The sequence below is a fragment of the Salmonella sp. SJTUF14076 genome (assembly GCF_015534835.1).
GTDB classification, from domain to species: domain Bacteria; phylum Pseudomonadota; class Gammaproteobacteria; order Enterobacterales; family Enterobacteriaceae; genus Salmonella; species Salmonella enterica.
The window spans coordinates 3454675-3481577 of sequence record NZ_CP064674.1 but is presented as its reverse complement, the minus strand read 5'-3'; the positions used below and the strand labels follow the sequence as shown (position 1 = coordinate 3481577).

Annotated in this window: 28 protein-coding genes and 2 pseudogenes; 13 read left to right on the top strand and 17 right to left on the bottom strand. The window is 54.1% G+C overall.

Annotation, left to right across the window (positions count from 1 at the left end):
* Window positions 1–56: 56 nt before the first annotated feature.
* Window positions 57–164, top strand: coding sequence for a type I toxin-antitoxin system toxin Ldr family protein (locus tag HU143_RS24765; protein WP_000176312.1), 108 nt, complete (start codon window positions 57–59; stop codon window positions 162–164).
* An 83-nt stretch (window positions 165–247) separates the two neighbouring features.
* Here HU143_RS24765 and HU143_RS16985 read toward each other — a convergent pair whose 3' ends face one another.
* The gene (locus HU143_RS16985; protein WP_000752021.1) at window positions 248–1111 is read right to left on the bottom strand and encodes a nucleoside-specific channel-forming protein Tsx; all 864 of its coding nucleotides are present in this window, start codon (window positions 1109–1111) and stop codon (window positions 248–250) included.
* A 299-nt stretch (window positions 1112–1410) separates the two neighbouring features.
* Window positions 1411–1950 (bottom strand): DUF3251 domain-containing protein, encoded by a 540-nt coding sequence (locus HU143_RS16980; RefSeq protein WP_023227325.1) that lies wholly within the window; start codon window positions 1948–1950, stop codon window positions 1411–1413.
* Between the two features lie 151 nt (window positions 1951–2101).
* Here HU143_RS16980 and nrdR point away from each other — a divergent pair, with 151 nt between their 5' ends.
* The 6 genes from nrdR (at window position 2102) to pgpA (ending at window position 6206) form a co-directional block, all read left to right on the top strand.
* Complete coding sequence (gene nrdR / locus HU143_RS16975) at window positions 2102–2551, top strand: transcriptional regulator NrdR (protein ID WP_000543533.1); 450 nt, start codon at window positions 2102–2104, stop codon at window positions 2549–2551.
* Window positions 2552–2554: 3 nt separating this feature from the next.
* Window positions 2555–3658: a bifunctional diaminohydroxyphosphoribosylaminopyrimidine deaminase/5-amino-6-(5-phosphoribosylamino)uracil reductase RibD gene (ribD, locus tag HU143_RS16970; protein WP_001150218.1), complete on the top strand. Its 1104-nt coding sequence runs from the start codon at window positions 2555–2557 to the stop codon at window positions 3656–3658.
* Window positions 3659–3746: 88 nt separating this feature from the next.
* Entirely contained in the window at window positions 3747–4217 is a 471-nt protein-coding gene (ribE, locus tag HU143_RS16965; protein WP_001021372.1) for a 6,7-dimethyl-8-ribityllumazine synthase, read from the top strand.
* Window positions 4218–4237: 20 nt separating this feature from the next.
* Window positions 4238–4657, top strand: a complete 420-nt coding sequence (nusB, locus tag HU143_RS16960; protein WP_000801129.1) for a transcription antitermination factor NusB — start codon at window positions 4238–4240, stop codon at window positions 4655–4657.
* A 78-nt stretch (window positions 4658–4735) separates the two neighbouring features.
* Window positions 4736–5713, top strand: coding sequence for a thiamine-phosphate kinase (gene thiL, locus HU143_RS16955; protein WP_000752138.1), 978 nt, complete (start codon window positions 4736–4738; stop codon window positions 5711–5713).
* Window positions 5691–6206: a phosphatidylglycerophosphatase A gene (gene pgpA / locus HU143_RS16950; RefSeq protein ID WP_000154063.1), complete on the top strand. Its 516-nt coding sequence runs from the start codon at window positions 5691–5693 to the stop codon at window positions 6204–6206. Before thiL ends, pgpA begins: the two co-directional genes overlap by 23 nt.
* Window positions 6207–6210: 4 nt before the next feature.
* Here pgpA and HU143_RS24845 read toward each other — a convergent pair.
* The 5 genes and pseudogenes from HU143_RS24845 to xseB all read right to left on the bottom strand — a co-directional run.
* Window positions 6211–6302, bottom strand: a pseudogene (locus HU143_RS24845) (hypothetical protein); the annotation flags it as partial.
* 7 nt (window positions 6303–6309) lie between these two features.
* Entirely contained in the window at window positions 6310–7284 is a 975-nt protein-coding gene (locus HU143_RS16945; RefSeq protein WP_023227326.1) for an aldo/keto reductase, read from the bottom strand.
* Window positions 7285–7340: 56 nt separating this feature from the next.
* On the bottom strand, window positions 7341–9203 hold the full coding sequence (gene dxs / locus HU143_RS16940) for a 1-deoxy-D-xylulose-5-phosphate synthase (RefSeq protein ID WP_000006777.1): 1863 nt from the start codon (window positions 9201–9203) through the stop codon (window positions 7341–7343).
* A 23-nt stretch (window positions 9204–9226) separates the two neighbouring features.
* Window positions 9227–10126: a (2E,6E)-farnesyl diphosphate synthase gene (ispA, locus tag HU143_RS16935; RefSeq protein ID WP_000348074.1), complete on the bottom strand. Its 900-nt coding sequence runs from the start codon at window positions 10124–10126 to the stop codon at window positions 9227–9229.
* Window positions 10127–10369, bottom strand: a complete 243-nt coding sequence (xseB, locus tag HU143_RS16930) for an exodeoxyribonuclease VII small subunit (RefSeq protein WP_001124944.1) — start codon at window positions 10367–10369, stop codon at window positions 10127–10129.
* A 209-nt stretch (window positions 10370–10578) separates the two neighbouring features.
* Here xseB and thiI point away from each other — a divergent pair, with 209 nt between their 5' ends.
* Entirely contained in the window at window positions 10579–12027 is a 1449-nt protein-coding gene (gene thiI / locus HU143_RS16925; protein ID WP_000668648.1) for a tRNA uracil 4-sulfurtransferase ThiI, read from the top strand.
* A 43-nt stretch (window positions 12028–12070) separates the two neighbouring features.
* Here thiI and phnV read toward each other — a convergent pair whose 3' ends face one another.
* From phnV to phnR, 5 genes are all read right to left on the bottom strand, one after another.
* Window positions 12071–12868: a 2-aminoethylphosphonate ABC transport system, membrane component PhnV gene (phnV, locus tag HU143_RS16920; RefSeq protein ID WP_000909791.1), complete on the bottom strand. Its 798-nt coding sequence runs from the start codon at window positions 12866–12868 to the stop codon at window positions 12071–12073.
* Between the two features lie 2 nt (window positions 12869–12870).
* Entirely contained in the window at window positions 12871–13731 is an 861-nt protein-coding gene (phnU, locus tag HU143_RS16915) for a 2-aminoethylphosphonate ABC transporter permease subunit (RefSeq protein ID WP_000052716.1), read from the bottom strand.
* A gap of 2 nt (window positions 13732–13733) precedes the next feature.
* On the bottom strand, window positions 13734–14843 hold the full coding sequence (gene phnT / locus HU143_RS16910; protein WP_000928787.1) for a 2-aminoethylphosphonate ABC transport system ATP-binding subunit PhnT: 1110 nt from the start codon (window positions 14841–14843) through the stop codon (window positions 13734–13736).
* A gap of 5 nt (window positions 14844–14848) precedes the next feature.
* Entirely contained in the window at window positions 14849–15862 is a 1014-nt protein-coding gene (phnS, locus tag HU143_RS16905; RefSeq protein ID WP_023227327.1) for a 2-aminoethylphosphonate ABC transporter substrate-binding protein, read from the bottom strand.
* Window positions 15863–16059: 197 nt separating this feature from the next.
* Window positions 16060–16779 (bottom strand): phosphonate utilization transcriptional regulator PhnR, encoded by a 720-nt coding sequence (gene phnR / locus HU143_RS16900; protein WP_023227328.1) that lies wholly within the window; start codon window positions 16777–16779, stop codon window positions 16060–16062.
* Window positions 16780–16918: 139 nt separating this feature from the next.
* Between phnR and phnW the strand changes: the two genes are divergently transcribed.
* Both phnW and phnX read left to right on the top strand, forming a co-directional pair.
* A complete protein-coding gene (gene phnW, locus HU143_RS16895) occupies window positions 16919–18022 on the top strand; it encodes a 2-aminoethylphosphonate--pyruvate transaminase (protein WP_000203959.1) in 1104 nt (367 codons plus the stop codon).
* A 9-nt stretch (window positions 18023–18031) separates the two neighbouring features.
* On the top strand, window positions 18032–18841 hold the full coding sequence (gene phnX, locus HU143_RS16890) for a phosphonoacetaldehyde hydrolase (protein ID WP_023227329.1): 810 nt from the start codon (window positions 18032–18034) through the stop codon (window positions 18839–18841).
* Window positions 18842–18937: 96 nt separating this feature from the next.
* Here phnX and yajL read toward each other — a convergent pair whose 3' ends face one another.
* Window positions 18938–19528, bottom strand: a complete 591-nt coding sequence (yajL, locus tag HU143_RS16885) for a protein deglycase YajL (protein WP_001275809.1) — start codon at window positions 19526–19528, stop codon at window positions 18938–18940.
* Window positions 19491–20402: a 2-dehydropantoate 2-reductase gene (gene panE, locus HU143_RS16880; RefSeq protein WP_000705816.1), complete on the bottom strand. Its 912-nt coding sequence runs from the start codon at window positions 20400–20402 to the stop codon at window positions 19491–19493. Before panE ends, yajL begins: the two co-directional genes overlap by 38 nt.
* A 125-nt stretch (window positions 20403–20527) precedes the next feature.
* On the opposite strand from panE, the gene HU143_RS16875 reads away from it, so the two are divergent.
* Window positions 20528–21019, top strand: a complete 492-nt coding sequence (locus HU143_RS16875; RefSeq protein WP_001138913.1) for a YajQ family cyclic di-GMP-binding protein — start codon at window positions 20528–20530, stop codon at window positions 21017–21019.
* A 46-nt stretch (window positions 21020–21065) separates the two neighbouring features.
* Here the strand turns inward: HU143_RS16875 and HU143_RS16870 are convergent, their stop codons facing one another.
* Both HU143_RS16870 and HU143_RS24605 read right to left on the bottom strand, forming a co-directional pair.
* On the bottom strand, window positions 21066–22430 hold the full coding sequence (locus tag HU143_RS16870) for an MFS transporter (RefSeq protein WP_023227330.1): 1365 nt from the start codon (window positions 22428–22430) through the stop codon (window positions 21066–21068).
* A 230-nt stretch (window positions 22431–22660) separates the two neighbouring features.
* Window positions 22661–22791 (bottom strand): annotated as a pseudogene (locus tag HU143_RS24605) (IS5/IS1182 family transposase); the annotation flags it as partial.
* A 174-nt stretch (window positions 22792–22965) separates the two neighbouring features.
* Between HU143_RS24605 and HU143_RS16865 the strand changes: the two are divergent.
* Both HU143_RS16865 and HU143_RS16860 read left to right on the top strand, forming a co-directional pair.
* Window positions 22966–24477: an SEL1-like repeat protein gene (locus HU143_RS16865; RefSeq protein WP_023227331.1), complete on the top strand. Its 1512-nt coding sequence runs from the start codon at window positions 22966–22968 to the stop codon at window positions 24475–24477.
* A gap of 11 nt (window positions 24478–24488) precedes the next feature.
* Window positions 24489–25958, top strand: a complete 1470-nt coding sequence (locus HU143_RS16860) for a tetratricopeptide repeat protein (protein ID WP_023227332.1) — start codon at window positions 24489–24491, stop codon at window positions 25956–25958.
* Window positions 25959–26005: 47 nt separating this feature from the next.
* On the opposite strand, the gene cyoE is transcribed toward HU143_RS16860, so the two are convergent.
* A complete protein-coding gene (gene cyoE, locus HU143_RS16855; protein ID WP_000971352.1) occupies window positions 26006–26896 on the bottom strand; it encodes a heme o synthase in 891 nt (296 codons plus the stop codon).
* Window positions 26897–26903: the final 7 nt, after the last annotated feature.

The following is a 26903-nucleotide window of genomic DNA, read 5'->3' as shown; positions in this document are numbered from 1 at the left end:
CCCTAGACAAGTTGAGGATAGCCGCGAACCGTTGCCATTGCAACAAAGGCGGCAATATGACGCTCACAGAGTTGAGCATTACTATCTGGCACGATCTGGCGGCACCAACGCTGGTCGGGATTGCGACAGGTCTGTTTTTAGGCTGGTGGCATCGCCGGAAGTAATGTGAAGTGGGCGCGACTCGCCGCCGCATGGCAGCATGCGCCCGAAACGGGCCAGAGGGCGACCTCTGGCCTTTTTTGCAGGTTTAGAAGTTGTAACCCACGACCAGGTAGCCGCCCCAGCCGGTAGATTTCGCGCTGAAATCGCCGTCGCCCCAGTTCAGTTTTGCGCCATTCTGCCACTGTCCGCCGTTATGGAAGTAACGCGCAACGACCGAGTAGTGCCAGTGATCGTAGTTCAGCGCCAGGATATGGCTGGAAGCGATGGAGTTGCTGGTACGGTTCGGATCGTCGCCTAAATCAGATCCCCAGTCAAAGTTGGTAAAGCCGATATAGCTCAGTTTACCGCCCCACAGATCGGTGATGGGGACGAAGTATTTCACTTTGAAACGGTAGCCGTCCCATTCGTTTTCATTGGACGCGCCGTAGTTTTGCCACTGATATTTCGCATACACGTTCAGCGACAGGCCCATCGGCAGGCCGGTGTCGATATCGGTCCCCAGACCCATATACCACGTGCTCTGGCGGCTGGCTTTGTTATCGCCCATATCGTAGATGTAGTTGTTGGCGAAATACCACTCTTTAAACGGGCCGAAGCTCAGGTCTGCGCCGGTCAGCTTATCAATCGAGAAACGCGGTTCGATTTCCATGAACAGCGGAGAACCGTCGGACCAGATACCTTTATCGTTGCCGTTACCCCAATCAAAGGTTTTGGGAATATCGATATAGCCGTAGAAATCAAACCAGTCTTTTTTGGCAAATGCTTCATATTCCAGATAGACGTCGTTGTTCAATTTCGGCGAGAAACGGGTATGGTAGCTGCCTACCACGTTTACGCTCTGGTGCCACCAGTCGGACAAATACTGCGGCTGATCATTTTCTGCTGCGTTAGCAGTAAAAGATGAGGTGAGCGCCAGCGCTGCGCTGACTGCGAGTAAAGTTTTTTTCATATGTATGCCACTGTTTGAAATCCCTTGCGGGAGTGAAAAGAACGCAATTTGCGTTTCTAAATATTTCGTGTTTCTGCGGAGCCTATTATAAAAATCATTGCTCACAAAAATATGTCTTGTTTCACATATCTATCATTTACGTAATCGATTGCGTTCACGTTTGCGCATTTTAGATGCGGCGACAGTACTGTCTTTCATGAATATTACCAATCCATGCCATAAATGACGGAAATGTCAGTAGGGCAACAAAAGTCGCGCGGGGGATGTTGCGGAGCGCACAAAACGCTCCGCCAGAACGTTTATTGATTAACAGGCTGAATATCATGGATGCGAATGAAGCCTAACTGCGCCGGTGTGATCCCCTTCAACGGTAACGAAATATTAACATCACTGGGCGCCAGCATGCTGGCAGGGGCATTTACCAGAAGGCTCTGCGCATTCACCTCCTGATAGTTCTCCGTAGTGCCCTGAATTTGCCCGTACTCTACGGTAGCGCTGAATGCCGGTAGCGGATCGCGGGACTCGCCCTGAATGCGTAACGTTGCGTGAGCGCCGTCAGCGACAGGCGTAATTTCCAGCAATGTCATACGTAGCGTACCGATCTGACTCTCCAGCCGGGCAGGCGTATTGGCGCCAGGCAACAAATAGACGCCGCGGGTTGAATCCGCATTCAGCTTATTTTGTTGGGTAATTTTTACCGTTTCCTGATTCAGTTGGGTCATCTCTTTATTCAGGGTGCTAATGCTTTGATGCATCTGGCGAACTTCGCTCTGCGGCGCGCAGGCGGTCAGGCTCAAGAGACTTCCCACCAGGAGAATTCTTAGGTAACGTCTTGTCATGTCGATCATTTCCTTCGTGGTCCGATAGCGTAATGGTAGTGCGCTATACGCACAAAGGCACCGATCCTTTATCTCAAAAGCGCTCCGCCTTTGTTGTCGCGCCAGTTCAGGGTAAAATAGCATTTCCTAAATCATCTGGTCAGGACGCCGTATGCATTGCCCATTTTGTTTCGCCGTAGATACCAAAGTCATTGACTCTCGTCTTGTAGGCGAGGGCTCGTCCGTGCGCCGCCGTCGGCAGTGTCTGGTGTGTAATGAACGCTTTACGACCTTTGAAGTGGCTGAACTGGTCATGCCGCGCGTGATAAAAAGCAACGATGTGCGCGAACCCTTTAATGAGGATAAGCTGCGTAGCGGCATGTTGAGAGCGCTGGAAAAAAGACCCGTCAGCGCAGATGATGTTGAAATGGCATTGAACCATATTAAGTCACAATTACGTGCCACTGGGGAGCGTGAAGTTCCCAGCAAGATGATTGGCAACCTGGTCATGGAGCAGCTGAAAAAACTCGATAAAGTCGCGTATATTCGCTTTGCCTCCGTCTATCGCAGTTTCGAAGATATCAAAGACTTTGGCGAAGAAATCGCTCGCCTACAGGACTAAGCCATGCAGGATGAGTTTTACATGGCGCGAGCGCTAAAACTGGCGCAGCGTGGACGTTTCACCACTCACCCGAACCCTAATGTCGGCTGTGTCATTGTTAACAATGGCGACATCGTCGGCGAAGGTTATCACCATCGCGCCGGAGAGCCGCACGCCGAGGTCCATGCGCTGCGGATGGCGGGCGCAAAAGCCAAAGGCGCAACCGCCTATGTCACGCTTGAACCCTGTAGCCATCATGGGCGAACGCCGCCATGTTGCGATGCGCTGATTGCGGCCGGCGTCGCGCGCGTGGTCGCCGCGATGCAGGACCCGAACCCACAGGTCGCCGGGCGCGGGCTGTATCGCCTGCAACAGGCGGGTATTGCGGTCAGCCACGGGTTAATGATGAGTGAAGCGGAGGCGCTCAATAAAGGCTTCCTCAAGCGGATGCGTACCGGATTCCCTTATCTTCAGCTTAAACTGGGCGCCTCCGTGGATGGACGGACGGCGATGGCCAGCGGCGAAAGCCAGTGGATCACCTCGCCACAGGCCCGGCGCGACGTTCAGCGCTTGCGTGCGCAAAGCCACGCTATTTTAACCAGTAGCGCGACGGTATTGGCTGACGATCCGGCCTTGACGGTGCGTTGGGCGGAGTTAGACGCCTCTACGCAGGCGTCTTACCCGCAGGAAAATCTGCGCCAGCCGGTGCGAATTGTTATCGACAGCCAAAACCGGGTAACGCCTGCGCATCGTATTGTGCAGCAGCCTGGCGAAACGTGGATTGCGCGTACCCAGGAAGATAGCCGCGCGTGGCCCGATTCGGTTCGTACTATCAGCGTGCCGGCGCACAACGGACATTTGGATCTGGTTGTGCTGATGATGCAGTTAGGCAGGCAGCAGATTAATAGCATATGGGTTGAAGCCGGACCGGGACTGGCGGGCGCGTTGCTGCAAGCCGGGCTGGTGGATGAACTGATTGTCTATGTCGCGCCTAAATTGTTGGGAACCCAGGCGCGGGGATTATGCGAATTGCCGGGGCTTGAGAAGCTCGCCGACGCGCCGCAATTTACCTTCAGCGAAATACGCCATGTCGGCCCGGATGTTTGCCTGCATATGGTAAGCGCATGAGTTCTCCCGTCGAAAGGGGAGCAGCGCTCAAATTATTATGATAAAATCCGCCCCCCTGCGGGGCCAAATGAACCCTGGAAGAGAGAATATGAACATTATTAAAGCTAACGTTGCAGCCCCTGACGCTCGTGTCGCCATCACTATTGCGCGTTTCAATCAGTTTATCAACGACAGCCTGCTGGATGGCGCGGTTGATGCCCTGACGCGTATTGGTCAGGTAAAAGATGATAATATTACCGTAGTGTGGGTGCCTGGCGCCTATGAACTGCCGCTGGCGACCGAAGCGCTGGCGAAAAGCGGTAAATATGACGCCGTGGTTGCGCTGGGAACCGTGATTCGCGGGGGGACTGCGCACTTTGAATATGTGGCAGGCGGCGCCAGCAATGGCCTGGCAAGCGTTGCCCAGGACAGCGGCGTGCCGGTAGCCTTTGGTGTTCTGACCACCGAGAGTATTGAACAAGCCATCGAACGTGCTGGTACAAAAGCCGGTAATAAAGGCGCAGAAGCTGCGCTGACCGCGCTTGAAATGATTAATGTATTGAAAGCCATTAAGGCCTGATTTTTTGTAAGGGGAATTCCGTGAAACCTGCTGCTCGTCGCCGCGCCCGTGAGTGTGCCGTCCAGGCGCTTTACTCCTGGCAGTTGTCCCAGAACGACATCGCTGATGTTGAATACCAGTTCCTGGCGGAACAGGACGTAAAAGACGTCGACGTTCTCTATTTCCGTGAACTGCTATCCGGGGTGGCGACTAACAGCGCGTACCTGGATGGTTTAATGAAACCGTATCTGTCCCGCCTGCTTGAAGAGCTGGGACAGGTTGAAAAAGCCGTGCTGCGTATTGCGTTGTTTGAGCTGTCAAAACGCAGCGATGTGCCTTATAAAGTGGCCATCAACGAAGCGATTGAACTGGCGAAAACCTTTGGCGCTGAAGACAGCCACAAATTCGTCAACGGCGTACTGGATAAAGCAGCTCCGGTGATTCGTCCCAACAAAAAGTGATTCACAGGCCGGAAAGATAGCGGGCGATCGATACCCGCCGTCTCCGGCCTTTTCTTTTTTTCTGCTGAGGCATAACGTATGGCATGTGGCGAGTTTTCCCTGATTGCCCGTTATTTTGACCGTGTAAGAAGCTCTCGTCTTGATGTTGAAACCGGTATTGGCGACGATTGCGCGCTCCTGAATATTCCTGAAAAGCAGACCCTGGCGATCAGTACCGATACGCTGGTGGCGGGCAACCACTTCCTCCCTGATATCGATCCTGCCGATCTGGCTTATAAAGCGTTGGCGGTGAATTTAAGCGATCTGGCCGCGATGGGGGCCGACCCGGCTTGGTTAACGCTGGCGTTAACGTTGCCGGAAGTGGATGAGCCGTGGCTGGAGGCTTTTAGCGACAGCCTGTTTGCGCTATTGAATTACTACGATATGCAGCTCATTGGCGGCGACACCACGCGTGGACCGCTGTCGATGACGCTGGGTATCCACGGTTATATCCCGGCAGGGCGCGCGCTCAAGCGATCTGGCGCGAAGCCGGGCGACTGGATTTATGTCACCGGTACGCCGGGCGACAGCGCTGCCGGGCTGGCGGTTTTGCAAAACCGGCTACAGGTGTCGGAGGAGACCGATGCTCACTATTTAATTCAACGGCATTTACGCCCGACGCCGCGTATTTTACACGGCCAGGCGCTGCGTGATATCGCCAGCGCGGCTATCGATCTTTCCGATGGTCTGATTTCCGATCTGGGGCACATCGTCAAGGCCAGCGGCTGTGGGGCAAGAGTGGATGTTGATGCGTTGCCAAAATCCGATGCGATGATGCGCCATGTTGATGACGGGCAGGCGCTGCGTTGGGCGCTTTCCGGCGGCGAAGACTATGAGCTGTGCTTTACGGTGCCGGAACTGAACCGTGGCGCGCTGGATGTCGCCATTGGTCAACTGGGTGTTCCCTTTACCTGCATAGGCCAAATGAGCGCAGATATTGAAGGGCTGAATTTTGTACGTGACGGAATGCCTGTCACCTTCGACTGGAAAGGATATGACCATTTTGCCACGCCATAAAGATGTTGCGAAAAGTCGCCTGAATTTGCGCAATCCGTGGCATCTGCTCGCTACCGGCTTTGGCAGCGGGCTGAGCCCCGTGGTGCCGGGTACGATGGGCTCGCTGGCGGCGATCCCCTTCTGGTATCTGATGACGTTTCTGCCGTGGCAGCTTTATTCGCTGGTCGTGATGTTTGGGATCTGCATTGGCGTTTATCTTTGCCATCAAACGGCGAAAGATATGGGCGTACACGACCACGGCAGTATTGTCTGGGATGAATTTATCGGTATGTGGATAACGCTAATGGCGTTGCCGACGACGGACTGGCAGTGGGTGGCAGCCGGGTTCGTTATTTTCCGCATTCTGGATATGTGGAAACCCTGGCCGATCCGTTGGTTTGATCGCAACGTGCACGGCGGCATGGGGATTATGATCGATGATATCGTCGCCGGCGTGATATCCGCCGGCATACTGTATTTTATCGGTCATCACTGGCCGCTCGGTATTATTTAAAGGGTTTGCCGGATGGCGGCGTAAACGCCTTATCCGGCCTACCCCCGAACAATATGTCGATTTCACAGGCCCGATAAGCGCCGCTCCATCGGGCAATGGCAGATTATTTAAATCCCACCACCGGATGCTGTTTGTACGGCGTTTCGAGTTCGGCAATCTGCTCCGGTTTGAGCGTTAAATCAACGGCATTCAGCAACTCATCTAACTGTTCTTCACGCGAAGCGCCGATAATCGGCGCGGCGACGCCTCGTTTGCTGAGCAGCCAGGCCAGCGCGACCTGCGCCCGCGTTGCGCCAAGCGCCTCGCTGACGCCAGCCAGCCGTTCCGCTATTTGCGCATCATTTTTATCGCTTTCAGCGTATAAATTTTTACCCACGTCATCCGAGGCCAGCCGGGCCGTGGTTTCTCCCCAGGGGCGAGTTAGGCGCCCGCGCGCCAGCGGACTCCACGGAATCACGGCGACCCCTTCCTGCCAGCACAGCGGTAGCATCTCTCGCTCTTCCTCGCGGTAGATCAGGTTATAGTGATCCTGCATGGTGACAAACGGCGCCCAGCCGTGTTGTTTTTGTAGCGCCAGTGCCTGGGCAAATTGTGAGGCGTGCATTGAGGAAGCGCCGATATAGCGGGCTTTACCCGCCTTCACCACGTCGTTTAGCGCTTCCAGAGTTTCTTCTATCGGCGTGGTGTAATCCCAGCGGTGGATTTGCAGGATATCGACATACTCCATTCCCAGACGGGTGAGGCTATCGTCAATAGAGCGCAGGATTTGCGCGCGGGACAATCCTTCCGGCAGATCGCCGACGCGATGGAAGACTTTCGTCGCTACCACCACCTCGTCGCGCCGGGCAAAATCACGCAGCGCGCGACCGACAATCTCTTCGCTGCTGCCGTCGGAGTAGCTGTTGGCGGTATCAAAAAAGTTAATGCCGCCCTCAAGGGCGCGCTTGATGATGGGACGGCTGCTCTCTTCGGGAAGCGTCCAGGCGTGATTGCCGCGACTCGGCTCGCCGAATGTCATGCAGCCCAGACAAAGGCGGGATACCCGAAGATCTGTATTTCCTAACGTGTTGTATTGCATGACTCCGCTCCTGTTATACCCGTCACTCTTCAAGCATAGCAGGAGCAAAGAGGGGATTATGCCAGCCAGGCCTTGATTTTGGCTTCAATGCCTGCGGCGTCGAGCCCCAGCTCCGCGCGGGCTTCTTCCTGCGTTCCTTGCGGGATAAAGAAATCCGGAAGACCGATATTCAGCACAGGTACAGGTTTACGATGGGCCATTAGCACTTCGTTTACGCCGCTGCCAGCCCCGCCCATAATGGCGTTTTCTTCCAGCGTCACCAGCGCGTCATGCTGCGCGGCCATCTCCAGAATTAACGTGTCGTCCAGCGGCTTAACAAAGCGCATGTCGACCAGCGTGGCGTTCAGCGCTTCGGCGACTTTCGCCGCCTCAGGCATTAAGGTGCCAAAGTTCAGAATCGCCAGTTTTTCGCCATGACGCTTCACAAGACCTTTACCAATAGGCAGTTTTTCCAGCGGAGTTAGCGCCACGCCCTGCGCATTACCGCGTGGATAACGTACTGCCGTCGGGCCGTCGTTATAGTGATACCCGGTAAATAACATCTGGCGACATTCGTTCTCGTCGCTTGGCGTCATGATCACCATATCCGGGATGCAGCGCAGATAGGAGAGATCGAACGCGCCCTGGTGTGTTTGCCCATCCGCGCCAACGATACCGGCGCGATCGATGGCGAACATGACCGGCAGTTTCTGGATAGCGACGTCATGGATGACCTGATCGTAGGCGCGTTGCAGGAAAGTAGAGTAGATCGCCACGACGGGCTTATAGCCGCCAATCGCCAGACCTGCGGCGAAGGTGACGGCATGCTGCTCGGCGATGGCGACGTCAAAATAGCGATCCGGGAATTTACGTGAAAATTCCACCATGCCGGAACCTTCGCGCATTGCCGGGGTGATCGCCATCAGCTTGCTGTCTTTGGCGGCGGTTTCACACAGCCAGTCACCGAAGATTTTTGAATAACCTGGCAGACCGCCGCTGCTTTTCGGCAAACATCCGCTGGAAGGATCAAATTTAGGCACCGCATGGAAAGTGATCGGATCTTTTTCCGCGGGCTCATAGCCGCGGCCTTTCTTGGTCATGATATGCAGGAACTGCGGGCCTTTCAGGTCGCGCATGTTCTTCAATGTGCTGATAAGCCCCATGACATCGTGACCATCGACCGGCCCGATGTAGTTAAAGCCCAGCTCTTCGAACAGTGTTCCCGGCACAACCATGCCTTTAATATGTTCTTCGGTACGCTTGAGCAGCTCTTTAATTGGCGGTACGCCGGAGAAGACTTTTTTTCCGCCTTCGCGCAGAGAAGAGTAAAGCTTACCGGAAAGTAGCTGCGCCAGATGGTTGTTGAGCGCGCCGACGTTTTCCGAAATCGACATTTCATTGTCGTTCAGAATGACCAGCATGTCGGGTCGGATATCGCCTGCGTGATTCATTGCTTCAAACGCCATACCGGCGGTGATGGCGCCGTCGCCAATCACACAGACGGTGCGGCGATCTTTGCCTTCTTTCTCCGCCGCCACGGCAATACCGATACCGGCGCTGATGGAGGTGGAGGAATGCCCAACGCTCAGCACATCGTATTCGCTTTCTCCGCGCCACGGGAACGGGTGCAGACCGCCTTTCTGGCGAATGGTGCCGATTTTGTCGCGACGACCGGTAAGGATTTTATGTGGATAAGCCTGGTGTCCAACATCCCAGATTAGCTGGTCAAACGGGGTGTTGTAGACATAATGCAGCGCCACGGTAAGTTCTACCGTGCCCAGCCCGGAAGCGAAATGCCCGCTGGAACGGCTTACGCTGTCGAGTAAGTAGCGGCGTAGCTCGTCGCAGAGTTTCGGCAGACTCTCTTTCGGTAACAGTCGTAACTCCTGGGTGGAGTCGACCAATGCCAGGGTAGGGTATTTGGCTATATCAAAACTCATCGCAAGCTCATTGGATATGGGGTTTATTTATCACGCTGGATTATGTAGTTCGCTAGCGCTTCCAGTGCCGAGGTGTCCAGTGATTGCGCGGCCAGCTGATGTAACGACTGACGGGCGTCCTCTATCAGGTCCCGGGCTTTATTCCGGGCTTGCTCAAGACCCAGAAGTGCAGGGTAGGTACTTTTGCCAAGCTGCTGGTCTGCGCCCTGACGTTTACCTAACGTTGCAGTATCGCCCACCACATCCAGAATGTCATCCTGAACCTGGAAGGCAAGGCCGATACTCTCTGCATAGCGGTCAAGTATCGGCAGAGTATTCCGTCCTTTATCGCCCGCGCTCAACGCGCCAAGTCTAACGGCGGCGCGAATGAGCGCGCCGGTCTTATGGCGATGAATGCGTTCCAGCGCGTCCAGAGTGATCCGCTGGCCTTCTGCCGCCAGATCCAATGCCTGACCGCCGCACATACCGGCGATACCGCTGGCGTTTGCCAGTTCGGCGATCATCGCGATACGATCGCGATCGGCGACTTCCGGCATCGGCGCGTCGCTGATAATGGCAAACGCCAGCGTTTGCAACGCGTCTCCCGCCAGGATTGCGTTGGCTTCGCCAAATTTAATATGGCAAGTCGGCAGGCCGCGACGCAAATCGTCATCGTCCATTGCTGGCAGGTCGTCATGGATCAGCGAATAGGCATGAATGCATTCGACCGCCGCAGCTGGCGCATCCAGCGTTGCCGTACTGACGCCAAACATTTGACCGGTGGCGTAAACCAGAAATGGCCGCAGGCGTTTACCGCCTAATAATGCGCCATACTGCATGGCTTCGACCACGGGAGTGTTCTGAAAGGGCAGTGGCGCGATAAAACGGCTCAGCGCCTGATTCGCTTGCGTTACGCAAGCCTGTAGCTGCTGCGTAAAGTCCATTTACTCATTATCCGCGATAAAAGGCTCAGGTGAAGCCTCTTCATTATCAGACAGCAAAATTTGCACGCGCTGTTCCGCCTGCTGCAGTTTTGCCTGCCCCTGACGCGCCAGTTGTACGCCGCGCTCGAATTCATTCAGCGCGTCTTCCAGCGGCAAATCGCCGCTTTCCAGGCGGGTAACAATATGTTCCAGCTCGCTCAGCGCAGTTTCAAAGCTGGCGGGCGCCTCATTTTTCTTCGGCATGATGACTGTTTGACTCTCTGTAATGGCAGCACAAGTCTATGGTAACGGACTCGCACTGATAAGCAAATAACGCGCAATGGTAAGGGGAAATGCGCAAGATGTCCGTGATGGTGATATACTTCCGCGCCTGGATGCAGCCGTAGGTATGGGCTGCTGTACTATTTCTCCACGACAAGCCTTAGATAGCTTGCTAAAGAACCATTGCCGCCATGAAGTTTATCATTAAATTGTTCCCGGAAATCACTATCAAAAGCCAATCTGTGCGTTTGCGCTTTATAAAAATTTTAACCGGGAACATCCGTAACGTTTTAAAGCACTACGATGAGACCCTCGCGGTTGTCCGTCACTGGGATAACATTGAAGTTCGCGCCAAAGATGAAAACCAGCGTCTGGCGATTCGCGACGCGCTGACCCGCATTCCGGGGATTCACCATATTCTTGAAGTCGAAGATGTGCCGTTCACCGATATGCACGACATTTTCGAGAAAGCGTTGGCGCAGTATCGCGAGCAGCTTGAAGGTAAAACCTTCTGCGTGCGCGTAAAACGTCGCGGTAAGCATGAGTTTAGTTCCATTGAGGTGGAGCGCTATGTCGGCGGCGGATTAAATCAGCATATTGAATCGGCGCGCGTGAAGCTCACTAACCCGGATGTGACGGTGCATCTGGAAGTGGAAGATGATCGCCTGCTGCTGATCAAAGGGCGTTATGAAGGTATTGGCGGTTTCCCGATTGGCACCCAGGAAGACGTGCTGTCGCTGATCTCCGGCGGTTTTGACTCCGGCGTCTCCAGCTATATGCTGATGCGTCGCGGCTGCCGCGTACACTACTGCTTCTTTAACCTTGGCGGCGCGGCGCATGAAATCGGCGTTCGCCAGGTGGCGCATTACCTGTGGAACCGCTTTGGCAGCTCCCATCGCGTGCGTTTTGTGGCGATTAACTTCGAACCGGTGGTCGGCGAGATTCTGGAGAAAGTCGACGACGGCCAGATGGGCGTGGTGCTCAAACGTATGATGGTACGCGCGGCGTCGAAAGTGGCGGAACGTTACGGCGTACAGGCGCTGGTGACCGGCGAAGCGCTGGGCCAGGTGTCCAGCCAGACGCTAACCAACTTGCGCTTGATCGATAACGTGTCTGACACGCTGATCCTGCGCCCGCTGATCTCTTACGATAAAGAGCACATTATCAACCTGGCGCGCCAGATTGGTACGGAAGATTTTGCCCGTACGATGCCGGAATACTGTGGCGTGATTTCAAAAAGTCCGACGGTGAAAGCCATTAAAGCGAAAATTGAAGCCGAAGAAGAAAATTTCGACTTCAGTATTCTCGATAAGGTGGTAGAAGAAGCGAACAACGTCGATATTCGTGAAATCGCCCAGCAGACCCAGCAGGAGGTGGTGGAAGTTGAAACCGTGAGCGGTTTTGGCGCCAACGATGTGATTCTGGATATCCGTTCTGTCGATGAGCAGGATGACAAGCCGCTGAAAGTGGAAGGTGTGGACGTGGTTTCGCTGCCTTTCTACAAGCTGAGCACTAAATTTGGCGATCTCGATCAGAGCAAAACCTGGCTGCTATGGTGCGAACGCGGCGTAATGAGTCGCCTGCAGGCGCTCTATCTACGCGAGCAGGGGTTTGCCAATGTGAAGGTGTATCGCCCGTAATTCCTTTGCCGGGTGGCGGCTATGTCCTGCCCGGCCTACCGTTTTATTTCTGCCCCAACCGTTTTGCAATGCGCTCCAGCTTCATCATCAGCAGCAGCGTAATGGCCACCAGCACAATAGTCAGCGCCGCGCCGTCGGCGATATTTCCACGGTCGGTCAGGCTAAAGATAGCCACCGGCAGCGTCGTCCAGCCCGGCGGATAAATCATCATCGTCGCGCCCAACTCCCCCATGGAGAGCGATAAACTCAGCGCCAGCGCTGACATCATCCACGGCATCAATAACGGCAACGTCACGTGACGCAGACGATACCAGGGCGATGCCCCCAGACTCGACGCGACGTTTTCAATATCGGCGGAAATTCGCGCCAGTCCGGTCGACACGTTACTGAAGGTAAAGGCGGAAATCAGCACAAAGTGCGCTGTCAGCACAATCCATAGGGTGCCGTTCATTTGCAATGGCCCCTGGCTGAAAGCAACCAGAATGCCCAGGCCCACGGACACTGACGGAATCGCACTCGGCAGATAGAACACCATACTTAACCATTTCTGCGTTTTCACCCCATATTGACGCAGCGCCAGCGCCGCCCAAACGCCGCAAAGCAGCGCAAACAGGCTGGCGCAAAAGCCAATCGTGAGGCTGGCAAGTAGGGCATCCCATGCCGCACCGTGCAGAGCGTTAACAAAGTGGTTCAGCGTGAAGCCACTCGGCAGAATACCGTTCCACTGCTGGCTAAGGCTGGACATCAGAATCACCGCCAGCGGCAGGAAAAAGAACACGATAAACAATACGCTAGCCACAACGCCCGCCGCTGCGCGTCCTTTAGGTGACCAAATTAGCATGGCTAGCTCCTTACGCCGGTACGCGATGCCGCCAGGCGATAGAGGGAGAACAGCCCCAGCGACAAGACAATGTTAATCAACGCAATCATGCAGGCGACCGTATAGTCGGACTCCAGAATCGCTTTGCTGTAAACCATCATCGGCAGGGTGTTAACCCCTTTCGCGCCAATAAACAGTACGATGCCAAACTCGTTAGTGGTCAACAGCAGGCACAGGCTGCCACCAGCCATCAGCGCCGGTAGCGCCGCCGGGAAAATCACCTGCCCAATCACCCGTAACGGGTGCGCCCCCAGAATGCTGGCTGCCTCTAGCTGGCTTTTATCAATTTGCCGCAGCGCGGCCATCAGTGGCCGCATCACCAGCGGAGTGAACACCGTGATCTCCGCCAGAATGACGCCCTGCATCGAGTAGAGAAAATCCACCGGCGGTAGCTCAAAGGCAAACAGGCTCATCAGCGTACCGTTGAGCAGACCCGCTGACCCATAAATAAAGGTGAACGCCAGCGTAATCAGGAAGGTCGGCAGCGCAATAAAAGTATCGACGACCCGACCAATCAACTCGCTGCCGGGGAAAGGAATAAACACCAGAATCAGCGACATCACGCTGCCCAGCAGCAGGCAACCGGCGGTGGCGAAAAAGGCGATTTGCAACGTGTTCAGTAACGCGCCGACAAAGCGTTTCGAGTCGACCACCTGGCGGAAGGTCTCGAGCCCGATCTCGCCATTGGCACCGCGTAGCGCCTGTTCAACGATGAGCGACAGAGGCCAGAAAAACAGCGTCGCCAGCACCAGCAACGGGAGCAGCAGCCACAGCAGCGGGCGTAGGTTAAGCGCCGGTTTTTCCAGAGGTAAAATGAGTGACATGGTTATACCTCAATCAGGACCGCATCATCCGGTTCGAACCACAGCGCCAGCTTGTCGCCCACGCGCGGCAGCGGATTGACATGCGTCAACACCATCCGCACCGTTTCGCCAGCAACGTCACACAACAGATGGGTTAAATCGCCCTGCCAGTGCACCGATTGCAGTGTGGCGTTGAAGCGGTTGCTGTAGGCCGAACGCGGCGTTAGGCTGAGGTGCTGAGGACGAATGCACAGCAGTTTGTTGTAACCGTGGTGGCTGCCCCGGCTGAACGCGCGAATCACCGCACCGCCGCAGCTGACGTCCACCAGCCCCGGAGCCTCCGTTATCCCCAGCGCGATGGCGGAGAGAATATTGGCGCGGCCTAAGAATTCGGCGGCAAAACGATTGGGCGGATGCTGATATAGCGCGCGGGTTTCGCCGTGAGCAATCAGCGAACCATCCTTCATAATGCCGATTTTATCGGCCAGGGTGAGCGCTTCCGTTTGATCGTGGGTGACGTAGAGAATAGTGAGTTCCGGCAGCTCACGGTGAAGACGGGCGATTTCTTCCACCATATTATGACGAATCTGTGCGTCCAGCGCTGACAGTGGTTCATCCAGCAACAGCACGCGCGGGCGCACGGCAATCGCGCGGGCGATGGCCACGCGTTGCTGCTGGCCGCCGGAAAGTTGATGCGGATAACGGGCGGCGTAATCACTCATGCCAACCGTTTTCAGCGCCTGCGTTACACGCTCATTAATTAGCGCCTTTGGCTGCTTCTGCGCACGCAGGCCAAAAGCGACGTTGTCTTCCACTTTCAGATGCGGGAACAAGGCGTAGTTCTGCACCACCATCGCCAACCCGCGTTTATAGGGTGGCAGATGGGTGACGTCCGTATCGCCAATCAGAATACGACCGCCTGCAGGTTGCACAAAGCCCGCAACCGCACGCAGCACCGTCGTTTTTCCAGATCCTGATGGGCCAATCAGCGCCAGCACTTCGCCAGGTTCAATCGTCAAAGAGAGCGGTTTAAGCACCACGTTGCCGTGATACGCAACGCGCAGCGAGTCGAGGACTATCCCCGATGTCCCCTGCGATGCAGGGGCGTGAACGGCGGTCGTTTTCATCAGCATCAGGCTTACTCGCTTTCGGTCACTTTGTGCCAACGGCTAATATCTGCCGACAGCGAAACGGCTACGTCATCCCAATTTGGCTGCCAGCTCTGCACGCCTTCTAACGCGGCAGTGGCGGCCTTGTAATGTTCGTCGCTCGGCGTCACGTCGCTGCGTACCGGCATTCCCCAGGAGAGTTCGCTGACGCGAGTCTGCGCTTCTTTACTCAGCAGGAAGTTAATCAGCTTTTTACCATTTTCACTCTGCGGCGCCCCCTGGACCAGGCCAATGACATAAGGGATGGCCAGCGCGCTGCGCTCGCCTTTGTCGTTGGCCGGCCAGAAGATTTTCACGTTCGGGTTACGTTCCATCTGCGCGAGGTTCATTTGCAGGTCGCCGTTAGCGACGTAGATTTCACCTTTATTAACCAGCGCGGTTAGCTTGCCGGTAGAGGCAGATGGCCCGACGTTATTGGCCTGCAGCTTGCCGAGATACGCAAAACCGGCATCTTTACTGCCGAAGCTGTGGAAAGCCTGCAGCATCACCGCCGTGCCGTCAGCGGCCTGACCTGGCGTGGAATACTGGAGTTTATTTTTGAATTTACCGTCAAGCAGATCCTGCCAGTTCGCCGGGGCAGTTTTCAGCAGTTTGCTGTTGTAGATAAAGCTCAGATAGTTCTTTACCAGCGGCGAATAAAGGTTGTTGGCATCGGGGATAGCCGATGCGGCGTCGGTGTTAAAGTTCGCCAGCAGCTTTTCGGCGGCGGCGCGCTGAATGAATGGCGGCGCGGTTACCAGCACGTCGGCCTGCGGATTCGTACGCTCTTTTGCCAGACGTTCCACTACCACGCCACCACCGCCTTCAACATAGCGTACGGTAATGCCGGTCGCTTTGGTGAATGCGTCAAACTGTACCTGGTACCAGCTGTTATCGCCATCATGCAGCCCGTCGATGGAGTACACCGTGACCACCGATTCCGCCCATGACGGGGCGCTGGCGAGAGCGAAGACAGACAGCAGAGCAAGTCGGGAAAGTTTCATCGTAATAGCCTCATAGCGTACATTGCATTTTCTGGCCTATACCAGGTTTGCTTTTTACGCTAAACGGCTTATGTGACAAAACGATGAAAGAGAAATAAATCAGTCCACGCGGGATGATGCTGCGCTTATCCGGATAGCCGTGAGACGATACGATTGACAGGCCGGATAAGGCTCGCAGCCAACATCCGGCGCACCCGCTAGTGGGTATCTACCTCAATGCGCAGGCTGTCGTGACGCCAGTATTCGATATCCAGATCCAGCACTCGCCCGTGTTGATCGTAGTTCAGACGGCGCAGCAACAGCGCCGGGCGTCCTTCCATAACTCCCAGCGCCTGTGCGGCCTGCGCAGGCATGGCGGTGGGGTAGAACGACAGATGCATGCTGGTATAGATGAGGTTGTAGCGCGACTCGTATACCTCGGTCAGGCTGCCGTTGAGATCGTACTGCAGCAGCTCAGGCACGCGGGCGGGCAAACAATGGTTTTCGCAGTAGCACACGGCGCGGCCATCGGCGTAACGCAGACGGGTCAGCAGATAGATTTGATCAAACGGCTGGAGCTGGAGGGGCTCCATGACCTCGATAGGCACGGTGGTTAACACGCCGCTCAGTAGCGCGGTTTTTGGCTCCCGCCCCTGCTCGCGGCAAAGCTTATGGAAGTTGGTGTTCTGGGTTGGATCCAGCCACAGGCGTTCCGGCGTAACGAACCAACCGCGACGATCGGCGCGCCAGATAAGCCCACTGGACTCCAGCTGCGCCAGGCTTTCGCGAATAGTAATGCGCGTGGTGTTGAAGATCGCGCACAGTTCGCGTTCAGACGGCAGTTTATCACCGCTTTTCAACGCACCGCTCTGAATACGCGCCTGAAGCTGCGCCTTGATCAACAGGTACTGCGGGATATCGCCCGGGATAGATTTCATGCTTACTCGCTTCCGTTTTGCCTGCCGCCATTATACAAGCAGAGATGAATTTTTTGTTGCAGCGCGATTTTCTCTTTGACCCGTCGCGGCAAAGATCGTCATGATAAATGCAATCTGGTATAGACCAAAGGTAAATAACATGACTTCGCGTAACTATCTGCTGCTGACTCCTGGCCCGCTCACCACCTCTCGCACCGTGAAAGAAGCGATGTTGTTCGATAGCTGTACCTGGGATGATGATTACAATATCGGCGTGGTAGAACAGATCCGCCAGCAGTTGACCGCACTGGCAACGGCCTCCGAAGGCTACACCTCCGTACTGCTGCAAGGCAGCGGCAGCTATGCTGTGGAAGCCGTACTGGGCAGCGCATTGGGTCCGCAGGATAAGGTGCTGATCGTCAGCAACGGTGCATACGGCGCACGAATGGTCGAGATGGCCGGCCTTATGGGTATCGCCCATCACGCTTACGACTGCGGCGAAGTTGCGCGCCCGGACGTGCAGGCGATCGACGCGATCCTCAACGCCGACCCGACGATCAGCCATATCGCCATGGTGCATAGCGAAACAACCACCGGGATGCTCAACCCCATTGATGAGGTGGGCGCTCTGGCGCATCGCTATGGCAAAACCTACATCGTTGACGCCATGAGCAGCTTCGGCGGCATCCCCATGGATATTGCAGCATTACATATCGACTATCTGATCAGCTCCGCCAATAAATGCATTCAGGGCGTGCCGGGTTTTGCCTTTGTGATTGCCCGCGAGCAAAAACTGGCCGCGTGCAAAGGGCGTTCCCGCTCGCTGTCGTTAGATCTCTACGCCCAGTGGCGCTGCATGGAGGATAACCACGGCAAATGGCGTTTTACTTCGCCCACACATACCGTCCTGGCGTTTGCACAGGCGCTGAAAGAGCTGGCGAAAGAAGGTGGCGTGGCGGCACGTCATCAACGCTATCAGCAAAATCAGCGCAGCCTGGTGGCCGGAATGCGGGCGCTGGGCTTTAACACGCTGCTGGATGACGAACTTCATTCGCCCATTATCACCGCCTTTTATTCACCGGAAGACCCGCAGTATCGCTTTAGCGAATTTTATCGCCGCCTCAAAGAGCAGGGCTTTGTTATCTATCCAGGCAAAGTGTCGCAAAGTGACTGCTTCCGCATCGGCAACATTGGCGAAGTATATGCCGCCGATATCACTGCCCTGCTGACCGCCATTCGTACCGCCATGTACTGGACGAAATAAGGAACCATGATGAACCGTATTCACGCTGTTATTCTCGACTGGGCGGGCACCACCGTCGATTTTGGCTCCTTCGCGCCGACGCAAATTTTCGTTGAGGCGTTCCGTCAGGCATTTGATGTGGAGATCACCCTCGCCGAAGCACGCGTGCCAATGGGGCTGGGTAAATGGCAACACATTGAAGCGCTGGGAAAATTACCTGCTGTTGACGCGCGCTGGCAGGCAAAGTTTGGCCGCGCCATGAGCGCAGCAGATATTAATGCCATCTACGCCGCTTTCATGCCGTTACAGATTGCTAAAGTTGTCGATTTTTCTTCTCCTATTGCCGGAGTTATCGACACGATCGCGACGCTACGAGCCGAGGGTATCAAGATAGGCTCCTGCTCCGGTTACCCACGAGCGGTGATGGAGCGCTTGGTTCCCGCCGCCGCCGAGCATGGCTATCGTCCGGATCATTGGGTAGCAACGGACGACCTGGCCGCGGGTGGTCGCCCGGGGCCGTGGATGGCGCTGCAAAACGTGATTGCGCTGGGCATTGATGCGGTCGCGCACTGCGTGAAGGTAGATGATGCCGCGCCGGGCATTAGCGAGGGGCTTAACGCGGGGATGTGGACGGTGGGGCTGGCGGTATCGGGTAACGAATTCGGCGCAACATGGGACGCCTATCAGACAATGTCGAAAGAGGACGTTGCGGTCCGCCGCGAGCACGCGGCCAGCAAGCTGTACGCCGCCGGGGCGCATTACGTGGTGGATTCACTGGCGGATTTACCTGAGGTGATTGCGCATATTAATGCGCGTCTGGCGCAGGGCGAACGCCCGTAAAATAACTGCCGGATGGCGCTGCCGCTTATTCGGCCTACAGACTGTACCGTTTTGTAGGCCGAATAAGGTGTTTACGCCGCCATCCGGCAATCATTCTTATTCGTAGTAGTTATAAATCCCCGCCGCCATCACCAGTTGCGAAGCCACTTCATGCGCTTTTTCACGACCAACCAACAGGTCGATGATTTTCAAGCCAAAATCGATAGCGGTACCCGGTCCCTGGCTGGTTAATAATTTTACCCGCGCATCCCACACCACACGCTTATCCTGCCACTGTTCGGCGGGGATCTTATCTTTCAGCGCCGGAAAACCGGTCATATTGCCGATAGGGAAGATATCGTGCGGCACGAGCACTGTAGCGGCTGCGGCGCAAATGGCTGCGACAATGCGCCCGGAGCGGTGAAACTGTTTTACGGTTTCGACCAGCAGCGGGCTGTCGCGAAAGCACTCGGCGCCTTTAATTCCGCCGGGCAACACGATGATGTCATAATCGCCGTCGGCAACTTCAACCAGCGGCGCATCCGCCAGCAGCTTCACGCCGCGCGAGCAGACAATCGTCAGGTTGCCATCGCTGGCGACGCTGGCGGTAGTGACGTGGATTCCGCCGCGAACCAGCAGATCGATAGTGGTGACCGCTTCGGTCTCTTCACTACCAGGGGCGAGGCATACCAGTGCCTGAGCGCTCATACTCACTCTCCTTTCGCTTTACCATTTCAAACAGGCGGCTATTTTCCGGAACGGCGAGACCGTGCACGCGGGCGCGCTTGAGTAAATAACCGGTGATGTAGTCAATTTCGGTATGGCGCATGGCGCGCACGTCCTGCAACATGGATGAGATATTTTCTGCCGTACTGTCAATCACTTGCTCAACATAATAGCGTAAATCGTCTGCCGATGTGTGGTAGCCTTCACGTTCAATCACGGCGGCGACCTCTTCGCAAATCGCGTTGATTTCATCAGTATGATGGCGCAGCTCGCCGTTCGGGCAGTTCCAAAGCGCGGTGAGCGGGTTGATAACACAGTTGACCGCCAGTTTGCGCCACATCTCTGCGCGGATATTGTTATGCCAGGCGACATCGGGCAGTACCCCCTGCAGGATATCGGCGAGATAACTGTAATCGCCGTCTTGCTCGCGCGCCGGGCCAATATGCGTAGTACCGTTAGCGACATGAATAATGATATTACCGTCGCGGCGCGCAGCATGGGTGATAGTCCCCATCAACATCGGCTGTTGGATATTTTGCAGTTCTTCTATGGTTCCCATTCCATTATGAATGAGCAGGATAGGCGATGTCACCGGTAGGGTTGACGCCAGGGTTCGTACTGCGTCGGAAACCTGCCACGCTTTCAGCGTGACTAATAACAGTTCGCTCTTCGCCAAAAAATCCGGATCGTTTGCCGTCAGTGATTCGTTGAAAAAGGAACCATCGGTATCGATCAGATTTACGCTGCAATAAGGTTGTGGCACCCGTAGCCAGCCCTGTACGTCATGTCCATGTTTGCACAGTGCCGAAAGCCAAAGTTGTCCTAAGGCTCCGCATCCCAGTACAGTAATTTTCATTGTTCCTCCTCACCTGCAACAGCGCCAGGTGTTATGGCGCTAATTATAGCGTCATCAGCTAAGCTTCTCGTTAAGCCTCGTTGCAGGTATTATGCAACGCAACGAAAATGAAGGGAGAAGAAAAGATGCCATCTTTCGATATTGTTTCTGAAGTTGATCTGCAGGAAGCGCGTAACGGCGTGGATAACGCGGTTCGCGAGGTTGAGTCTCGTTTTGACTTTCGTGGCGTAGAGGCGACTATTGAACTGAACGATGCCAATAAAACCATCAAGGTGCTGAGCGAGTCTGATTTCCAGGTCAATCAGTTGCTCGATATTCTGCGCGCCAAGCTGCTTAAACGCGGTATTGAAGGCGCTTCGCTGGATGTACCGGACGAGTTCGTGCATAGCGGTAAAACCTGGTATGTGGAAGCAAAGCTGAAGCAGGGCATTGAAAGCGCCGTGCAGAAGAAAATCGTCAAGCTGATTAAAGACAGCAAACTGAAGGTACAGGCGCAAATTCAGGGGGAAGAGATTCGCGTGACGGGCAAATCACGTGACGATCTGCAATCGGTAATGGCGCTGGTTCGCGGCGGCGATTTGGGCCAGCCGTTCCAGTTCAAAAACTTCCGCGATTAAGTTGTTATGCCGGATAGAGCCTCGCCGCCATCCGGCAATACAGCATTCATCCTTTGCTGATAAGCTGTTCAACTTCAAAGCGATTGGTCACTTTGCTGTCGATTTTGACGTAAGCGGAATGCTCTTCCGCCACGATCAGCGCTTCGCTTACGCCTTTCATTGCCAACAGTCGCTGTTTTAGCCTGTCGTCAGCAACGATATCCGCTGGAATTTCCACGCGCAGGCTGCTGACATAGGGCGGCTCTTTCATGGTACTTGCCACCGCCAGCCATACCATCGCCAGTACGGCCCCGGCAAGGAAAACGGTTTGCCCATCAAACGTGCCGTCTATCCAGCCGCCCAGCGAGCCGCCAAGCGCCACGCCAAGAAACTGACTGGTAGAATAGACGCCCATCGCCGTTCCTTTATACCCCGCGGGCGACTCTTTGCTAATAAGCGAAGGCAGCAGCGCCTCCATCAGATTAAAGGCGAGGAAAAAGAGTTGTACGCCAATCACCAGCTCCCAGAAATGCTGGCCCGCTCCCCACAACACGATTTCTGCGACGATAATGAGCCCCACGCAGAACAGGAATACCTGCTTCATCCGCCGTTTGACTTCAGCATAGATGATAAAAGGCACGACGGCGGCAAAGGCGATCACCATGGTTGCCAGATACACCTTCCAGTGTTCGGCGGCAGGGAAACCGGCATCGGCAAGCTGGCCGGGCAGGGCGACAAAGGTGGACATCAATAAAATATGCAGACACATGATGCCGAAGTTGAGCTTGAGCAGCCTCGGCTCCGCCAGCACTTTATTGAAGCTGCCTTTGACCATCCCGGATTCGCGATTCAGCACATGGTTGGTACTGTTGGGAACCACCCAGATCGTCAGAAGAATGCCCAGGGTGGCGAGGGCGGCGATCATCCAGAACAACGCGTTCAATCCCAGACTATGGGTAACGATCGGCCCTAATACCATCGCAATCGCGAAGGTGATACCAAAGCTGACGCCGATAAACGCCATCGCTTTGGTACGGTTTTGCTCTCGGGTGAGATCAGACAGAAGCGCCATGACGGCGGCGGCAATAGCGCCGGACCCCTGTAGCGCTCGCCCCAGAATAATGCCCCAGATTGAGTGAGAGAGCGCGGCAATGACACTGCCCGCGACAAATACCGCCAGTCCGCCGACAATCAGCGGCTTACGGCCAATGCGGTCGGACAGCAGCCCAAAGGGAATTTGAAAGATAGCCTGCGCCAGCCCGTAAATACCGATCGCAATGCCGATTAATGCTTCGCTGGCGCCCTGTAGCGCCATACCGTATGTGGTCAGTACTGGTAGAACCATAAACATGCCCAGCATACGCAACGAAAAGACGGTCCCTAAACCCCATGTGGCGCGCAGCTCCCCTGGCGTCATTTTATAATCGTTCATTGCCACCTCTGTATAAAAGCTGGGAGTAGTGTAGTGCGGGGAGTGTGCCGGGTAAATAGAGGGTTAATTAGCAAATATTATGTTTTTGAAACAGTTGAGCTAAAAAAGAGATAAATTGTTAACACGATAGGGGCGATCGGGAGAGTCAGCATAGCCTTGTGCTCATTCATATTCCGATCTCCTTGAGCTGTAGTGGCTATCTGAGCCATCTCAGTATAGTGTAGCGGTTAGCTACGGCCTTCAGGCTGTGTACGCTGTTGCTCCATATAGCAATAGCAGACTCGTCAAGTCAGACTGTCAGCGAACCGCGCTGCCTGAGTGTGGCTGGCCAGTGGGTGACTTTAAACTTTTGCTTTGCCATAGGAAGCCGATTCTGAAACGATGGCAATGATCAGAACCGTCCATCTCCTGAAAATTTGATTTATTCAACAACGCCGAGACTGATAGCAAACTTTCTGCGTGATGGCGCGCGTTTATCAGGCAGAAGGTTCGTCAGCAGTCGCATTTATTATATTATTCAAGGAGTGAATTCGTTATGGAAATTAAATTCTTATCATTATGTATTTTAGCGGGTGTTTTATTTGTTAGCCAGGTGAATGCTTCAGCGAACAACGGTAAAGATGATGTAAAATATACTGCGCTTACCCAGAAGGATCTTGATGCTTTGCCTGTGGAAAAAAGAGCTTCGGTTCTGGATGAACTGGGGTTTATCCATGAATACGGTCTTAATGTACCGATGAATCGCGAACGGGCGTTGCAGTATTACAAGCAGGCCTGTGAGCTTGGCGGTAACTACGGCTGTTATAATGTGAAGTATGCCTATCAGTATGGCGACGGAGTGGCGAAAGATAGCGCTCAGGCCAATAAGTATGCTAAGAAAATGAATCTGGATAATTTATTGATTGAGCAAGAATATATTGATAAGTTTTCGCAAGAAATTTACATGGCAAAAGCATTGGCCGATACGGATAAATCGCAGCGGGCGGCATTTATTAGTATACTAATTCATGCTCTAAATAATAGACCCGAGAGCGATGCGCTTTTTTTTAGCCGTATTGGATTTAACCAGGAAAAAACATTTCGGCTGGCTACGTTATGGTCGCAGGATGGCGACCCGCAAATGGATTATCAGATGGGGCGACTCACCCTTAATGACTTTTCCGGTCGCTATGCGGACGAGCCTTATCAAGCCAGACCTGCGTCATTGAAGTGGTTTCGCGCCGCCGCGGAAAAAGGCGTCGTTGAGGCCCAATCTCTCTTGGGAGGTATTTATTCGGGGGGAGAGGGCGATGAGTGGGGGATTAAGCCAGACATTCAGGAAGCACAAAAATGGTATGGGCAGGCGGCTGAGCAGGGTGACAGCGATGCACAGATTGCGCTAGGTAAAATCTATTATTCTGGCGCAACAGGGCGCACTGATTACGCTAAAGCGCTGGCATTATTTACGCAGGTTGAAAATGATGGTACTAATTCGCGCTCAACGATGCCGTTGAGTTGGATGTATTATAACGGTTTAGGTACTGCACCTGACTGTGATAAAGCCTGGTCGTATTACAAGAAAGCATCTCGATATGTAGGTAAGAAAGTTGAGGAAAAAATATTTTTGAGTAAATGCGAAGCGGATATTCAGAGTCGAAAAAACAACGCGGATGCTTTACCCAAAGTAACCCTAAAAAAAGAGAGTATTTTCTCTCGCGGGATAACGGCTAAACCGAAAGAGTGCGCATTAAGTTTTCAGGTTAGCACGGATAAAATCCGTAACATGGCGAATTTGCATATTACGCTTGAGCTGAAAAATGATGATGGAATGGCAACTGAGGAAACGTTAATGATTCCGCCATTCGGTTTGAATACACTGGGGATAGATATGCAAAATCATGATGTTGATCCTCTCGTTACCCCATACGATCTCCCGCTGTATACGCAAGATTTTTGTCACGGGATCGGCGATATCCATTTTACGCTGAAATCCGCTACGGCAACGATTAACGGTAAGAATGTCGACTTGCTGAAAGCTGACAGTGTGCGCTTTTTAGATAAAAAATAAGGGAATGAAAAATGATAAAACGGAAATGGAATATTTTGTTTCTGCTTGGGCTTTCTTTCGCATCAGTATGCCAGGCAGGTGATGATATTGACGCGTTGTATAGCCGTATTGCGCAGAAGGATATTCAGGCGCTAAATGAGCTAAAAGCGTTAGCCAAAGATAATAACGCCCAAGCGCTGGCAGAGCTGGGCTTTATTTATGAGTACGGCGTTGCTGTGCCGAAAGATACGATACAGGCTATCAAGTATTATAAGCAGGCTTGTCATGTTGAAGAACCCTATGGCTGCTACAACGCTCGTTATTTTTATCTGCATGGCCTGGGGGTGATGCAGGATGACGTTTTGGCAAAAGAGCTTGCGGATAAAACCAGTAAAGCAGACACCGATACTGATGCGCAGACGGTGACGCGCCTGATAGCCGACGAAATAGATACGGCAAAGCAAGCCGCGGAAAGCGATATTACTCAGCGTTCCCGGTTTATTGAAACATTACGCCAGTATGCCGGCGGCGGGAGCGCGATGGCCGCGCTCATCACGCGCCTGGGTTATTCAAAGGCGGATATCCTGCACCTTGCGGAGCTGTGGGCGCAGGAGAGAGACCCTGAACTTAACTTTATCGTTGGTAGCCTCTATGACTCTGGTTTTGTTGAGGTCGACGATAAAGAGGCGCGTTCGTTGCAATGGTTCCGCAAGGCTGCTGAATTGGGCCAGGCTGATGCGCAGAATATACTCGGTTACTTCTACTTGAATGGAAAACGAGGGATTAAGCGCGATCTGCAGAAGGGGGTGCAGTGGTACGAGTTGGCGGCTGCGCAGGGTAATGTCGATGCGCTCATAAATCTTGGTGAGATCTATTACTCCGGGACGCAGGTTCCGCTTGATTACGCTCGGGCGTTTGAATTCTTTGAACGGGCGGCGAAGATGGGCAAGTCTCGCGCTTTAAACTATCTTGCCTGGATGTATACCAACGGTCAGTTTGTCGACACGGATTGCCGGAAGGCAGCGGAGTTGTTTGCTCAGGGGCGAACAAGTTTTGCAGACGATCCCCATTTTCAGGTGACCTGCGAAAAAGACCGACAGGCCCGCGCTGAGGCTGTGGCAATGCGTGAAAAGAATTTGCCGAAGTTAACCTTCAATCGTGATCGTGTTTTCGGTGCGAGCCAGGGCAGCGGCTATGCATGCGAGCTGGAGTTTGTCGTCAAAACGGACAGAATCAGCAGTATAGAGAATTTACGCGTCTCACTGGCGCTGAAAAATAAGGCCGGGGCGATGTCACAGCAGGTTATCGCATTTGAGCCTTTTGGGCTAAATACGCAGAACCGCAATTTACAAGGGTATAAGTCTGATACGCTCCGTGAATCGACATTACAACCTGTCTATCAGCCGGAATTTTGCGATGTTGATAGCTATAGCGTGACTGCTGTGACGGGAATGGTTAACGGTAAAGAGATGGATATGCTTAAGGCAGGCGTTTTTCTGTAACTGCGAGCGAAAATAATGGCGTATCAAGCGATACGCCATCAAAAGTCTTACCAGACGTAAGTCAGCAGATTCTGCGAATTCGGCACCATAAAATCAACGGACATCATGATACTCAGCGCGGTAATCGCAATGATAGAGAAGCCGAACAGCTTGCGCGCCCAGACCTTATCATCTTCCACTTTGTAACCGCGTAGCGCCATGCCGAGCCACCAAACGCTGACCGCCGCGGCGACCACCAGGTATTTGTAACCGGCATAACCGCCCAACGTGAGCATTAGCGTTGCAACGGCAAACGCAATGATATACAGCGTGATGTGGTTTTTAGCGACTGAGATTCCTTTTACCACCGGCAGAACCGGGATATTGGCCGCCTGATAGTCCTTAAAGCGGAAAATGGCGATGGCGTAAGAGTGCGGCATCTGCCAGAGGCTGAAAATAGCCAACAGAATCGCCGCGCCGCTGTCAAAGTCGCCCGTTACGGCGCAGTAGCCAATCACCGGCGGCGCTGCGCCGGAGAGAGAACCAATCAGCGTTCCGTAGACGGAGTGACGCTTCATGTACAAGCTGTACACGCCAACGTAGACCACGAAGCCCATCACCCCCAGCCAGCAGGCCAAAGGATTAGCGCCAAACCACAGCAGCATAAAGCCAGCAATACCCAGCAGGGTGGCGTATACCAGCGAGACGCCAGGAGAAATCAGGCCTTTGACCAGCACCCGATTCTTGGTCCTTTCCATCTTCCTGTCGATATCCCTGTCGATGTAGTTGTTAAATACACAACCCGACGCCACAACCAGTGACACCCCGACCAGCGTATAGATGAACAGGGGATAGTCAATGCTGCCCTTTGAGGCCAGCAGAAATCCCCCGATCACCGAGATCAGGTTGCCAAAGATGATGCCTGGTTTCGTTACTTGCAGGTATTGCTTAAACATCATACTCGCC